The organism is Bombilactobacillus thymidiniphilus (assembly GCF_023380245.1).
Classification (GTDB): Bacteria; Bacillota; Bacilli; order Lactobacillales; family Lactobacillaceae; genus Bombilactobacillus; species Bombilactobacillus thymidiniphilus.
The window spans coordinates 349830-363073 of the sequence record NZ_CP093365.1 but is presented as its reverse complement, the minus strand read 5'-3'; the positions used below and the strand labels follow the sequence as shown (position 1 = coordinate 363073).

15 protein-coding genes and 1 pseudogene are annotated in these 13244 nt (G+C 34.1%); 14 read left to right on the top strand and 2 right to left on the bottom strand.

The window, feature by feature from the left end; translation table 11 throughout:
• Window positions 1-3 precede the first annotated feature (3 nt).
• From rplQ to rpsI, 7 genes are all read left to right on the top strand, one after another.
• The gene (gene rplQ / locus MOO47_RS01950; protein ID WP_249513159.1) at window positions 4-384 is read left to right on the top strand and encodes a 50S ribosomal protein L17; all 381 of its coding nucleotides are present in this window, start codon (window positions 4-6) and stop codon (window positions 382-384) included.
• Between the two features lie 209 nt (window positions 385-593).
• Window positions 594-1430: an energy-coupling factor transporter ATPase gene (locus MOO47_RS01945; RefSeq protein ID WP_249513158.1), complete on the top strand. Its 837-nt coding sequence runs from the start codon at window positions 594-596 to the stop codon at window positions 1428-1430.
• A complete protein-coding gene (locus MOO47_RS01940; protein ID WP_249513157.1) occupies window positions 1406-2257 on the top strand; it encodes an energy-coupling factor transporter ATPase in 852 nt (283 codons plus the stop codon). Before MOO47_RS01945 ends, MOO47_RS01940 begins: the two co-directional genes overlap by 25 nt.
• A 1-nt stretch (window position 2258) precedes the next feature.
• Window positions 2259-3056, top strand: a complete 798-nt coding sequence (locus MOO47_RS01935) for an energy-coupling factor transporter transmembrane component T family protein (protein WP_249513156.1) — start codon at window positions 2259-2261, stop codon at window positions 3054-3056.
• Entirely contained in the window at window positions 3056-3802 is a 747-nt protein-coding gene (gene truA, locus MOO47_RS01930; protein ID WP_249513155.1) for a tRNA pseudouridine(38-40) synthase TruA, read from the top strand. Before MOO47_RS01935 ends, truA begins: the two co-directional genes overlap by 1 nt.
• Window positions 3803-3919: 117 nt before the next feature.
• Window positions 3920-4363, top strand: coding sequence for a 50S ribosomal protein L13 (gene rplM, locus MOO47_RS01925; RefSeq protein WP_249513154.1), 444 nt, complete (start codon window positions 3920-3922; stop codon window positions 4361-4363).
• A 13-nt stretch (window positions 4364-4376) separates the two neighbouring features.
• Window positions 4377-4769 carry a 30S ribosomal protein S9 gene (rpsI, locus tag MOO47_RS01920; protein ID WP_249513153.1) on the top strand — a complete coding sequence of 131 codons (393 nt, stop codon included), beginning with the start codon at window positions 4377-4379 and terminating at the stop codon, window positions 4767-4769.
• A gap of 118 nt (window positions 4770-4887) precedes the next feature.
• On the opposite strand, the gene MOO47_RS01915 is transcribed toward rpsI, so the two are convergent.
• Window positions 4888-5808: a DUF5067 domain-containing protein gene (locus MOO47_RS01915; protein ID WP_249513152.1), complete on the bottom strand. Its 921-nt coding sequence runs from the start codon at window positions 5806-5808 to the stop codon at window positions 4888-4890.
• A 183-nt stretch (window positions 5809-5991) separates the two neighbouring features.
• Here MOO47_RS01915 and MOO47_RS01910 point away from each other — a divergent pair, with 183 nt between their 5' ends.
• Window positions 5992-6201 carry a hypothetical protein gene (locus MOO47_RS01910; protein ID WP_249513151.1) on the top strand — a complete coding sequence of 70 codons (210 nt, stop codon included), beginning with the start codon at window positions 5992-5994 and terminating at the stop codon, window positions 6199-6201.
• 106 nt (window positions 6202-6307) lie between these two features.
• Window positions 6308-7225, top strand: coding sequence for a cation diffusion facilitator family transporter (locus MOO47_RS01905; protein WP_249513150.1), 918 nt, complete (start codon window positions 6308-6310; stop codon window positions 7223-7225).
• Between the two features lie 43 nt (window positions 7226-7268).
• Here MOO47_RS01905 and lepB read toward each other — a convergent pair whose 3' ends face one another.
• Complete coding sequence (lepB, locus tag MOO47_RS01900; protein ID WP_249513149.1) at window positions 7269-7859, bottom strand: signal peptidase I; 591 nt, start codon at window positions 7857-7859, stop codon at window positions 7269-7271.
• 92 nt (window positions 7860-7951) lie between these two features.
• On the opposite strand from lepB, the gene MOO47_RS01895 reads away from it, so the two are divergent.
• From MOO47_RS01895 to MOO47_RS01870, 5 genes and pseudogenes are all read left to right on the top strand, one after another.
• Window positions 7952-8899, top strand: coding sequence for an AEC family transporter (locus tag MOO47_RS01895; protein WP_249513517.1), 948 nt, complete (start codon window positions 7952-7954; stop codon window positions 8897-8899).
• A gap of 12 nt (window positions 8900-8911) precedes the next feature.
• The gene (locus MOO47_RS01890) at window positions 8912-9589 is read left to right on the top strand and encodes a 2,3-bisphosphoglycerate-dependent phosphoglycerate mutase (RefSeq protein WP_249513148.1); all 678 of its coding nucleotides are present in this window, start codon (window positions 8912-8914) and stop codon (window positions 9587-9589) included.
• Window positions 9590-9841: 252 nt separating this feature from the next.
• Window positions 9842-11137: a hypothetical protein gene (locus MOO47_RS01885; RefSeq protein ID WP_249513147.1), complete on the top strand. Its 1296-nt coding sequence runs from the start codon at window positions 9842-9844 to the stop codon at window positions 11135-11137.
• Window positions 11138-11217: 80 nt separating this feature from the next.
• Window positions 11218-12288, top strand: a pseudogene (locus tag MOO47_RS07745) (MFS transporter).
• A 49-nt stretch (window positions 12289-12337) separates the two neighbouring features.
• On the top strand, window positions 12338-13210 hold the full coding sequence (locus tag MOO47_RS01870; RefSeq protein WP_249513144.1) for a GNAT family N-acetyltransferase: 873 nt from the start codon (window positions 12338-12340) through the stop codon (window positions 13208-13210).
• The last annotated feature ends 34 nt before the right edge of the window (window positions 13211-13244 follow it).

Genomic DNA, 13244 nt, shown 5'->3' with positions numbered 1-13244 from the left:
AAGATGAGTTATCGTAAACTTGGTCGTGCATCAGATAAGCGTGATGCTATGTTACGTGATTTGACAACTGATTTATTTATCAATGAGCATATCGTAACGACTGAAGCTCGTGCTAAAGAAGTGAGAAGAACTGCTGAAAAAATGATCACTTTAGCAAAACGTGGTGACTTACACTCCCGTCGTTTGGCTTCTAAGTACCTTCGCAATGAAGTTGCTAGTATTAGTGAAGAAGATGATGCAGTGGTAGTACAATCAACTTTGCAAAAATTATTTAGTGATATTGCACCTAGATATCAAGATCGTCAAGGTGGCTATACACGTATTTTAAAAACAGCCCCAAGACGTGGTGATGCTGCACCAATGGCAATCATCGAATTAGTTTAACTATAAAATTTTTTAAATGGCTATTTAAATTATCATTCTTTCAATTAGTAGTGAGCGCTATGATGTTGGTTTTTAACTAAGTCTAGCTCTAATGCTTCGGCGCTACTTTTTGGGAATGATTTTTTTGTGGAATTTGTAATAAGTTGGTAAAAATAGTGTGTTGATATGGTATTATACATCTATAATTGGATGTAGATTATGGTGAGATAATGAAAACGCTTATTGATTTAAAGAATGTTACATATACTTATGATGAGATGAAGGTTCCTGCCCTGTCAGACATTAATTTGCGCATTTTAGCGCATACTTGGGTAGCAGTGGTTGGTGTTAATGGTAGTGGTAAAAGTACATTGGCGCGACTTTTGAACGGCTTGTTGACTGCTGATAGTGGCGATATTATTATCGATGGCATGGCTTTGACTGCTGATAGCGTGTGGGATATTCGCAAAAAGGTTGGGATAATTTTTCAAAATCCTGATCATCAATTTGTTGGTGCGACTGTAGAAGACGATGTTGCCTTTGGGTTAGAGAATTTGGGCATACCTCGAGATCAGATGGTGGAACTTGTGAATTGGGCACTGGAACAAGTCAACATGCTCGAATTTGCTCATAAAGCACCACAAACATTATCCGGTGGCCAAAAACAACGTGTAGCTATTGCTGGCGTTATTGCTACACGTCCGCAAATAATTATTATGGATGAATCAACTAGTATGCTCGATCCACAAGGCAGACAAGATATTATGAAAATCATGCAATATTTACAAAGTGAATTAGGCATCACCATTTTATCAATTACGCATGATATGACAGAAGTAATACACGCTGATCAAGTAGTAGTTTTAAAAGAAGGTCAAATTATTCAAAGTGGCAGTGTCGAGCAAATTTTTGCTAATCCTAAAGAATTAGCAAAATTAGGCTTAAACCCACCTTTTACACAGCAAGTTCAATTGGAATTAATCAAACAAGGTATAGACATTGATTCCAAATATCTATCAGAACAGGAAATGGTCGATGAATTATGGCAATTATATTCCAAAATGTAACGCATGTTTATCAGGCAGACGGTCCATTAGCTTATACTGGATTAAAAGATATTAGTTTTCAGATTCGAGACGGTAGCTATACTGCGATAATTGGCAGAACGGGTAGCGGAAAGTCAACGTTAGTGCAACATATTAATGCGCTTTTAAAGCCAACGGCAGGGAAGATTACTGTTTCTGATCACATAATTACGCCTGAAACTAAAAATAAGCATCTGAAGCCTTTGCGTAAAAAAGTTGGTGTAGTATTTCAATTTCCTGAACAACAATTATTTGCAGATACGGTAATTAAAGATATTAGTTTTGGTCCCAAAAATTTTGGTATGGCGGAAAAAGATGCTGAACAATTGGCTTTAACCATGCTGAAAAAGGTTAATTTATCATCGGAACTCGCACAAAAATCACCATTTGAGTTATCAGGTGGACAAATGCGCCGAGTAGCAATAGCAGGAGTATTAGCATCGCAACCAGATATTTTAATTTTAGATGAACCAACGGCTGGTCTTGATCCCAAGGGACATCAAGAATTGATGGAATTATTTGCGCAATTAAATCGCCAAGGGACAACGATTATTTTAATTTCACATCAAATGGAAGATGTTGCGCAATACAGTAATCAAGTGTTGGTAATGGAAAAAGCACGGTTAATTCGTGACGATACGCCACAAGCAATTTTTACAGACAAAACATTTTTACAAGAACACCAGTTATTACAACCTGAAAGTACTAAATTTGCACGTTTATTGGCGGATAGAGGTTTTAAGTTTGCACGATTGCCAATTACCACGGCAGATTTAGTTAACCAAATAGTCAAAGAGTTAGGAAGTTAAAATGGGTAAAATTATTGTTGGGCGGTATTTGCCGGGAAATTCACTTATTCATCGATTAGATCCTCGTGCTAAATTTATTGCTACTTTTATTTTTGTTGCAATTATTTTTTTAGCAAATAACTGGGCAACTTATTTAGCATTGGGTTTATTCGTTTTATGGGCAGTGTATTTATCAAAAGTTTCCTTAACGTTTTTTATTAAGGGTGTTCGTCCCATGCTGTTTTTGATTTTGTTTACTGTAGCTTTACAAATTTTTTTCACACCTGGTGGTAATCCTTTTTGGCAGTGGGGGATTCTATCGTTATCTAAGCTTAGCATTATCAATGGTATTTTTATTTTATTGCGTTTTACCTTAATTATTTTTATCTCAACACTTTTGACAATTACTACAACACCATTGCAAATGTCAGATGCGATTGAATATTTATTGCGACCCTTGCGCAAAATACATTTTCCAGTAGATGAAGTAGCATTGATGTTGTCTATCGCATTACAATTTATCCCATTGTTATCTGATGAAACTACTAAAATTATGAACGCCCAACGTGCTCGAGGGGTAGATTTTGGTGAAGGAAATATTATTAAACAAATTAAAGCGATTGTACCGATTCTGATTCCCTTGTTTGTTAGCAGTTTTAATATTGCTTACGACCTATCCATTGCCATGGAAGCACGAGGTTATAATGGCAGTGCCGGACGAACAAAATATCGTCAACTGCATTGGCAAAAGCCAGATACCTTAGTTCTAACATCTTTTGGTTTATTAACGATTATTTTATTAATTTTACGGAGTTATTAATGACTAATTATAAAATGACGATTGCTTACGATGGCACCCGTTATCATGGATTTCAAAAACAACCGCAACTTTTAACAGTACAAGGTGTAATTGAAACAGCTTTATTAAAAATGACCAAGCAACATCCTGTGGAAATAATAGCATCTGGACGTACAGATGCCGGCGTCCACGCTAAGGGACAAGTTATTTCCTTTAATTACCCGGGAAATATTCCTGCTCAAAACATGCTTAAGGCTTTAAATAGCTTAATGCCATTGGATATTTTATTTGTAGCAGGTGAACAAGTTGCGGCTGATTTTAATGCACGCTTTGATACTATAAGTAAAATTTATGAATATCGTGTGGCATTAGGGCGATATACGGATCCTTTCTTGCGATTATATACTGGACATTATCCCTATAAAATAGACTTAGGGCGTATTCAAACTGCTCTGAAAGATATAGTGGGAAAGCATGATTTTACTAGTTTTGCAGCTAGTGGAGGGGTTATTAAAAATAAAGTGCGTGAAGTTTATCGAGCAGAGGTTGATGTTGCTGAATTTCCCCGGGAAATAACCTTTCGGTTTCATGGTAATGGCTTTTTGTATAATATGGTGCGCATTATGGTAGCAACTTTATTAGATATTGGAAATGGTCGACGTGATGTACACGATTTTTTGCGGTTATATGAAGTTAAAGATCGTCAACAAGCACGCTTAACGGCACCGGCTAGCGGATTGTATTTAAAACAAGTTTTTTATGAGTGATGCTGGTTGACTATTCAATTGTTAGAACGTATACTGATAAATGGTATTGTTTGCCCCACGATGAGCCCCGGAAACTTATTGAGTGTGTGAACAAACACAGATATTGGAGGAAAACAAATGCGTACAACACCATTAGCTAAACCAAGCGAAGTTGAACGTAAATGGTATCTGATTGATGCAACTGATGTTGTTTTAGGTCGTCTATCTTCAGTTGTTGCTTCGATTTTACGTGGCAAGAATAAGCCAACATTTACCCCGAACGTCGATACTGGTGATCATGTAATTATTATCAATGCTGACAAAGTTAAATTAACAGGTAAAAAAGCTACCCAAAAGATTTACTATCATCATAGTAATCATCCAGGTGGTTTGAAGGCTACTGCTGCTGGTAAAATGTTAGCAGAAAAACCAGAAAGATTAGTTGAGACATCCATTCGCGGAATGTTGCCAAAGAATTCTCTTGGTCGTCAACAATTTAAAAAGCTTCATGTATACGTTGGAGCTGAACATAAACAAATGGCTCAACAACCTGAAGTTTTAGATATTAATAAGTTGGTTTAAGGAGGATAAAAATTTGGCACAAGTATCTTATTCTGGAACTGGCCGTCGTAAAGACTCAGTTGCTCGTGTACGTTTAGTACCTGGTAAAGGTAACGTGACGATTAATAAGCGGAATGCTGAAGATTACATTCCATCTGCAAGTTTAATTAAAGATTTGAAGCAGCCTTTGGACATTACTGAAACAGCTGAAAGCTATGACATTTTAGTTAATGTTCGTGGTGGTGGTTTTGCCGGTCAAGCTGGTGCGATCCGTCATGGTATTGCTCGTGCATTGTTGGAAGTTGATCCTGACTTTCGTGCACCTTTAAAAAGCGCAGGCATGTTAGTTCGTGATCCACGTATGAAAGAACGTAAGAAGCCAGGCTTGAAGAAAGCTCGTAAAGCTTCACAATTTTCCAAACGTTAATATTATTTTTTTATTGCCGTTGTTGTGGAAATTAAAAGCATCAGTTATTGCTGATGCTTTTTTTGTACATAATTTTAATTAGAAGCACGAAAAAACAATGCCTTTAAAAGCATTGTTTTTATAGTTTAAATGGTTGAGTAGTGCTCAGAGGTTGCTTAGTTTTTAAATTCATGAAGAACATTGAAATTTGATCTTTAGTGTTATTCACTTGATACATCATTGCCACTTGTGCACTTTGTCCAGGAGTGACAGGTTGTTGTGCAGTATCCAGTCTATTTTTATCGTCAGTGCTGTCATCATTAATGTTACCATCGGTATTTAAGATTTGCTCGTTTTGTTTTAATTGAATATCTTGATTAACGATATCTGCCGGTTTTAAATCGCTCTTAGAGTTATTAGTGAATGTGTAGCGTATATATAAAGCGGGCTGACTGTTAGTGTCGGAAATCAATTTAACACCGTCCGAGGAATTGTCTATTTCAATCTTAAAGTCATCAGTTTCATATTTCATATCTGAATAAGAACCGGGATTCTTAAAATTACGTTGATTTTCAGAGTTGTTTTTATTGGTTGATTTGTTAACGGACCTAGATACTGAAGCTTTAGAAGCCTTTTTGATATTTTCTTGATTAGGTTTTTTCTTTTTTAATGTGTTTGATGTCAAGTCTGGCTTAGGCGCTGGTGGATTTGACTCAGAATCTTGTCTTGATTGAAAAATTAGAAAACTACCAATTAAAGTTATAATGATAACAATTACGGTAATTATCCAAAATAATGGTTTTTTATACCAGGGTTTATGTGATTTTGATGGTTGCTTATTGGCAGTGAGTGTTGTCTTTTTACCAGCAGTGTTTTTTACAGGAGCTTCGGCTGGTTGGGGCGCATGATAGTTGGGGCGCTTATCGCTAGGATAAGCTGGTTTTGGTGTGAGTATGTCTTTAGACTCATTGTTAATTGGTGTTTGTGGAGCCTCTGATGGTGTTGGAGATTTCTGGTTATTTCTCGTAGTTTTAAAATTATGGTGATTATTGTTAGGCATATTTTACCTCCTGTATTCTTAACAATAATATCATTATACAATGTTAACGACGATTAAAACATTCAGTCTACTTACAAAATTTAAATTTTAATGTTTAATTTCAGAGTTTAATGTTGTATTTATGATGAATACGTGATATAACATTCTGGTTGCTTAAATTATTATTTTCTTGGAGGAGAAGCGATGTTGTTTTTTGGCCGACCTGTTAGTGACTATGAGGTTATTGGAATATTTACCAAAATCAGTGGCGAACGGGTTACAACTAAACGTGTTTGTCATAATGTTTCGCGCAGAGAAGCTGTTTTAAAAATGAAGCAATGGGTGCAAAATGAATACTCAGAGACGCTAGATATTCATCGTCCTATTAAAATAAATGCTAAGAATACTCATTAATATATTAATCAGACAAGATAAGATTAGCTTCTTATCTTTTTAATTACTTTAATAATTGAATAATGGTTATTTTTACCTTAAAATTCACATGTGGAGGAATTTTAAGATGGAAGAACATCATCATGTACAAGGCGATATGTCAACGCTGAAATTTTTAGGAGTCACGCTTTTAAATATCTTAATTACTTTGGCTGAATTAATTGGTGGATTATTATCCGGTAGTTTAAGTTTGATTTCAGATGCTTTCCATAATATGGAGGACACTGTTTCGATTGTTTTAGCTTTTGTGACGCATTTGATTGCTAAGAAAAGCAATGATGAACGTCAGACATTTGGCTATAAACGGGCGGAAATCTTGGCAGCTTTTATTAATGCGGTTGTCTTAATTGTCATTACTGTCTTGTTGATTATAGAAAGTATTAAGCGTTTAGGCAAAGTGCAAGCCATTAATGGTAACATGATGTTAGTAGTGGCGATAATTGGTTTAGCGGCTAATTTAATTTCGATGTTATTGATGATGCAAGGTGCACGAAATAATTTAAATATTAAGGCAACTTTTTTGCACATGGCTTCAGATACACTATCTTCAGTAGGGGTCATTGTGGCAGCTATTTTAATTAAGTTATTTGGTTGGTATTGGGCTGATCCGGTAATAACTATTTTAACTGCTGCTTGGATTATGAAAGCTTCCTTAGAAGTCTTGAAACAGGCGGTATCGATCTTGATGGAAGCTAGTCCCAATTTAGACCTGCATGCAATTTGCGCTACGATATTGCAAATTCCAGAAGTTAGTAGTGTCCATCATGTCCATCTATGGCGGATTGATGAAGAATTGATTGCTTTTGACGCACATATCAATATTAAGGACAATATTAATGTTAGTGAACTGGAATTATTGTATCAACAAATCGGGACGCTACTGAAAACACAATATGGTATTGGGCATGTCACTTTGCAAGCTGAGTACAAGCGTGGTTTGCAGGAAAAATTATTAGCTGATCGCAGACAAGGTTCATCTGAGTAAAATAAATTACAAAAAACAGCAATATTATTGCTGTTTTTTTATGTTAATAAATTTTAAAACGATTTAAAGGCCAATAACGTACTTTAACAACACCAATTATCCGATTCTTAGCAACTGGACCAAAAGTACGACTATCAGCAGATTGTCGCCGATTATCCCCCATCACAAAATATTTATTAGCAGGTATTTTGTGAATGCCGAACAGTGCTTTTAAATTGTAATTTTTGGTGAGCAGTTGATTGGGAGCTAATCTAGCTTTGTAAGGATCTAGATAAGGCTCATCAATTGAGTGATCATTAATATAAGTAGTATCATCTTTAGATGAAATTGTTTCATTAGGCAAGCCGATTACGCGCTTTAAGAAAAATTTGTTTTGCGTGGTGCCGGGTGGATCAACAACTACGATATCACCACGTTGGACAGGAGAATGGGGAGAAACGATCACACGATCACCATTATAAAAGTTGGGTTGCATAGATTTGCCATGAACTGAGCCATTGATCCAAATAAAGTTTAAGATTAGATAAGTTAATAAGCCTACGGTGATAATCAAGCCAACACCAAAACTGATGATAACAGCGTGTTTATGTAAATAATTTTTAAAAGATTGCATAAAAGAAATTGGACGATTCATTGTGCGTGACCCTCACTAAACGAGATGGATTTATGAAAAAAGAACTGATTAATGATAACATATAATTATTGTTTTATTTTGAAAGGCGGTTTTTGGTATTGTTTTTACACAGTGTCAGTGGTGTTTTGATCATTTTAGTTATGATCCTAGTTGGTTATATTCTAACAAATTTAGGCTGGTTTGATGAAAATTTCAGTAAAACTGTTTCTAAATTAGTTACGCAAATTGCATTACCTTGTTATATGATTCAGACTATTACTGGCCAATTTTCGCGTGCAGAATTGATTAAAATTTTTCCGGATTTGCGCTTTCCAATTATTTCAATGACTTTATTATTTTTTGTTTCTTGGGGTGTACAAAAACTATTGTGTATTAATGCCGAACATCGGGGTATTTTTAAGTCCATGTTTGCTAACTCTAATACAGTTTTTGTAGGTTTACCCGTTAATATGGCTTTATTTGGTAAAGCTAGTTTACCTTATGTGTTAATTTATTATATGGCTAACACGACCTTTTTTTGGACAGTAGGTGTTTACTTAATTCGTATGGATGGCGATAGTGACGATCATTTCGGGATTGTTGATGTTTTGAAAAAAGTTTTTTCACCACCGTTGTTAGGTTTTATGGTCGGTGTTATTTTAGTATTATTACACATTCAGTTGCCATCTTTTTTGATGTCAGATTTTAAATATATTGGATCATTGACGGTACCTTTATCGATGTTTTTCATTGGAATGAAATTAGCCCAAGTTGGGTTGGAAAAAATTCGTTGGAGCAAGGATATGGGCGGGATTTTCTTAGGACGCTTTTTATTAGCGCCACTTTTGATGCTTGTTTTAGTCTGGCAAGCCCATGTTCCTGATTTGATGAAAGAAATTTTTGTGTTGCAATCCGCCATGCCGGTCATGACTAATGCCCCAGTAGTCGCTAAATTATATGGTGCCGATGCCGATTATGCCGCCATTATGGTGACAGCGACAACAGTCTTTAGTTTAGTGATGGTGCCAATCTTGATGCTAACAGTTCATCAATTGTTCTGATGAGGAAGAAAAATGGTTAAATTAATTTTAGTACGACATGGACAAAGTATTGCGAATGCGCGAAATGAGTATACCGGCTGGTCAGATGTGGATTTGACGCCAAAGGGCAGACAGCAAGCGCATCTAGCGGGACAATTGTTAAAGCAACAAAAAATAAGTTTTGAACAAGTGCATACTTCCGTTTTAAAACGAGCTATTCAGACGGCACTGGTTATTATGGCTGAATGTGGTCAAGTAGATCGCCAACTAACTAAGTCATGGCGCTTAAACGAGCGTCATTATGGAGCATTGCGCGGTTTGAATAAGGAATTAACGCGCCAGGAATATGGTGCACAACAAGTAGCGCAATGGCGACGCAGTTATGAAAGTGTGCCACCGGCTTTAAAGCAGGCTGATGATCAGGAACGTATTTATCAGCGTTATCCTAAAGATATTTTGCCTCGAGCAGAAAGTTTAGCAATGGCTTTAAAACGAACAGTGCCGTATTTTCAAGATACGGTGGCACCATTGTTGTTAGCACAGCATAGTCAATTAATTGTGGCGCATGGTAGCACTTTGCGTGCATTAATTAAATATTTGGAAAATATTAGTGATACAGCGATCAATTGCGTGGAAGTAGGAAATGCCCAGCCGATAGTTTATGAATTAGATGAACGGTTAGCAATTGTGGATAAGTTGATTTTGCGTTAATCAAAGATATTAGTTTCATCTATATTGAATTTAGTCTAAACCAATTAGGTTTAGACTTTTTTTGGTTTAATTTAAAAGAAATTAATCATAATAAGTTATGATAATCAAAAATTATTGAATTTATTCTTGATTAACCATTCGAACATAATCCCCATAGGGAATATATTTCACTATTTCAAAAGTAAACTAAGAAATGATATTTACTTTTTTATCAATAAAAATGATGAGTATAAAATAATTAGAGGTTAGATTATGAAAAAAAAGGTAGATTTAGATTCTTCATCTAGTTATGTAAAAAAAATTCAAAACATGTTTGGAATTACAAATTCAGAACGAATAATTTATGATGATGTTAATTTAGATTTAATAAAAGATGCCCAAATAACTTGCATAAGTGGTCCTTCAGGTTCTGGAAAGTCATTAATTGGAAGAACAATTGAAAAAAGATATGGATATTCAAAGGTACCGTTAAAAGTAGAAAATGAAATACCAATTATTGAGAGTTTGAATGTGCCTTTTGAAAAATCTCTATACTACTTAAATATGGTGGGTCTGTCTGAGGCTTATTTGTACCTTACTCCCTACGAAAATTTGTCTACTGGGCAACAATTTAGATATTATTTGGCACAGATACTTTTAAGTGGAGTTTCAAAAGTATTAATAGATGAGTTCACTTCATTTTTAGATAGAGATACTGCTCAAATAGTTAGTTATAATTTACAGAAAGTAATTCGAAAAAGTGAACTTTCAATTGTTGTTATTACTACAAATGACGATTTAGAAAAATATTTACAGCCAGATGTGCATGTCAAATTAAATGAATTTTCCAAAATCAGTATTATTAAAAACAACCATGATGGAGGTAACTATCCATTTAGTAGTGATATTGAGGTGGTTAATGGTTCTTATGATGATATAATTCCTTTTGAACAGTATCATTATTTTGACAACCCTACTTGTGATACTTTAGAAAGATACGGTGGTAAGTATTATTGTTTAAAATATAAAAACAAAATTTTGGGTGTTGCTGTTACTAGTTATCCTTATCCTAATAATGTTTCTGAAGTATCGCTTAAAAATATAAATTCCAATTTGAGGAAAATTTCTAGGATAATTATACACCCACAAATCCGGGGAATTGGTGCAACCAAGCTATTATTTTTAAAAATTTTACAGAATGAAAAAAAGGTTATTTTTGTAAGGAGTGCAATGTCTTTATATCATCCTTTTTTGAATAAATTAAATATGAAGGAGAATCATTATCATTATTTTGGAAATGATAGTGATTTTATTCAAACAATGCAATCTTTAAATTCTAAAAGTCATAAAGCATGGCAAAAAGGTGTTAATTATTTAAGCAAATTGATGTATAAGGACTATATAAATTATTGTACTATTATTGGGAGTCCTGTATTAATTAATCAATCTTTTTTCTTGAATGTAGCTGAAGATACTTTTTATGTTGATGATATAGAATTAATAAAAGATGTTATATATCCGATTAACATGAAAGAATATTTTTACGATAATAGAAAAGGAAATTTATAAAAAAGAGTAATGCTTAGAATAAATAAAAGTAATATATATTTATATGCATTTGTAGCTGCATTATTTTTTGAACGTTCGATTTGGATAAATTATTTAAAAAATTTAGTTATAATGCATTTCAAATTGGCGCTTTACAGACTATTCTTACTTTGGCAATGTTTTTATTTGAATTACCATCTGGAATTCTAACTGATAAATTAGGCTCTAAGTTAGTAATGCTTTTAGGGCATGGATTTATTGTTGTTTATTTAGTGTTGATGTTACTTAATTTGGGTTATTTTTCTTTGATCTGTGGTTTTATTTTTTATGGTGTTGGCCTTTCACTAATTTCTGGGAGTGATCAGACTTTATTATTTCAAATAGATTCTGAAAAAAGCTACAAATACAAAATAGGATTATTTGAATTTTTAACTATCTTTGCGCAGATGTGTAGTTCTTTAGTCGGCGGATATTTAACTACCATATCATGGTAATCAATATTTATTATTGAAATTATTACGCAAGCTTTCGCGGCGCTAATATTATATCTCTTGGACTTAACTACTATTAGTTCCAGTTCTGATTTTGAAAAGAATAGTGTGTCTAAGATAATTAAGGAATTATTCAATACTCTAAAAATCAGGAAAATTAGTGTACTGGTCATTACTATTTCATTATTTCAAAGTACAATATCAGTTTTAGTTAATTTTTTACAATTATTTTTAAGTGAAAAGCATTTTTCACCTTTTCAAATCTCTATTGTTTTAACAGTGGCTTTAGCTTTTTCAGCTTTTACTTCATTATCAATCGGTAAAGTATCTGGTGTTTTTGGAGCACAGAAAGCAATAAAAACTTCGTTGGTATTGGTACTTGGAGCTTTTTTAATATTAAAAACAAATATTTATATAATATTATTTAGTGCAGTAATTTTATTACAATGTGGCTTTGAATTTGTTGATACTTCACTAAATGTTGTAATTCAAGATTTATCTAACGATAAGATAAGGACATCCTTGATATCTAGTGTTAATACTTTAACCGCTTGTTTAATGTTTTTTGAAACTGCTTTAATAACGGCTTTGTTTTCGCTTTTTAAAGTTGAATATATATTTATCTTTACTGGAATACTGGCTACTAGTTTAACATTGATACTTTATTTTATTTTTTTGTGAACAAATTCAAAAAATAATTAATTATTTTTTGAATAAAGGGAGATAACTAATGCAAATAACTAGTGTTACTAAATTAAATCCAGCACAAACGACTGCTGTCAATGAATTACTACAAGTCGTGCATCAATATGATCACACATTTCGCGATCCATATTTAAGTAACCAATTTAATTATTTTGCCGAAATGCCTACTTTTTTATTAGCTTATCAAGCCGATTACTTGGTTGGCATGGCCATGATTTATGCAGATGAAGAACCTAAAGCAGGTATGGTTGATTTATATATCAATGTGGCACCTCAATTTAGACGGCAAGGTGTTGGTCGCCAGTTGCTTGCGACTATCAAAATAATTTTGCAACAATATGGGTATCAACATTGGCAATATATTTCAGAACAAAACTTTTTAAACGCTAACCCAGCCTTTTTGACCCATGAACAGTTAACAATTCCAGAAATAGAATACCAATTGAGTTTGAACTTAGCTCAAAACAGCCACAGGTCGATGGAACAATCAGAATTAACGACTGGTGAATTAAAGGCAGAACAGATTGTGATGGTTGCCACTTTGGAACAGCAAGCTTTTGGCAATGATTTGGTCGTTAGTCAAAAATATATTACCAGTGGCTTAAAAGATCCTGCGACTATCCAATTTGTGTTGCAACGTGGAACAGAGGTTGTGGGCTATTGTGCGATTAATGCGGAGAGTGAATATTACTTTTTTGATTTGTTTATTGCTCCAAAAGATCAACACCGAGGCTATGGCACGATCTTTATGCAACAGATGTTGGATAAATTGCAACAAAAAGCGGCGAAGCGGTGTGTGATAGGAGTGGTTGGTGATAATACACCAGCTTTAAATCTGTATCAAAAATCCGGTTTTGCAATAGAAACGAAGATTGTTTATTTACAAGAAGCCAAATAAAAAAAGCGACGTTCTCATTAGGAGCGTCGCTTTT

What these genes read in the sequence shown, in the direction of transcription:
- truA (WP_249513155.1), top strand. Translation starts at nt 3,056, where the DNA reads ATGACTAATTATAAAATGACGATTGCTTACGATGGCACCCGTTATCAT.
- MOO47_RS01905 (WP_249513150.1), top strand. Translation starts at nt 6,308, where the DNA reads ATGGAAGAACATCATCATGTACAAGGCGATATGTCAACGCTGAAATTT.
- rplQ (WP_249513159.1), top strand. Translation starts at nt 4, where the DNA reads ATGAGTTATCGTAAACTTGGTCGTGCATCAGATAAGCGTGATGCTATG.
- MOO47_RS01890 (WP_249513148.1), top strand. Translation starts at nt 8,912, where the DNA reads ATGGTTAAATTAATTTTAGTACGACATGGACAAAGTATTGCGAATGCG.
- MOO47_RS01935 (WP_249513156.1), top strand. Translation starts at nt 2,259, where the DNA reads ATGGGTAAAATTATTGTTGGGCGGTATTTGCCGGGAAATTCACTTATT.
- MOO47_RS01870 (WP_249513144.1), top strand. Translation starts at nt 12,338, where the DNA reads ATGCAAATAACTAGTGTTACTAAATTAAATCCAGCACAAACGACTGCT.
- MOO47_RS01945 (WP_249513158.1), top strand. Translation starts at nt 594, where the DNA reads ATGAAAACGCTTATTGATTTAAAGAATGTTACATATACTTATGATGAG.
- lepB (WP_249513149.1), bottom strand. Translation starts at nt 7,859, where the DNA reads ATGAATCGTCCAATTTCTTTTATGCAATCTTTTAAAAATTATTTACAT.
- MOO47_RS01885 (WP_249513147.1), top strand. Translation starts at nt 9,842, where the DNA reads ATGAAAAAAAAGGTAGATTTAGATTCTTCATCTAGTTATGTAAAAAAA.
- MOO47_RS01940 (WP_249513157.1), top strand. Translation starts at nt 1,406, where the DNA reads ATGGCAATTATATTCCAAAATGTAACGCATGTTTATCAGGCAGACGGT.
- rplM (WP_249513154.1), top strand. Translation starts at nt 3,920, where the DNA reads ATGCGTACAACACCATTAGCTAAACCAAGCGAAGTTGAACGTAAATGG.
- MOO47_RS01915 (WP_249513152.1), bottom strand. Translation starts at nt 5,808, where the DNA reads ATGCCTAACAATAATCACCATAATTTTAAAACTACGAGAAATAACCAG.
- MOO47_RS01910 (WP_249513151.1), top strand. Translation starts at nt 5,992, where the DNA reads ATGTTGTTTTTTGGCCGACCTGTTAGTGACTATGAGGTTATTGGAATA.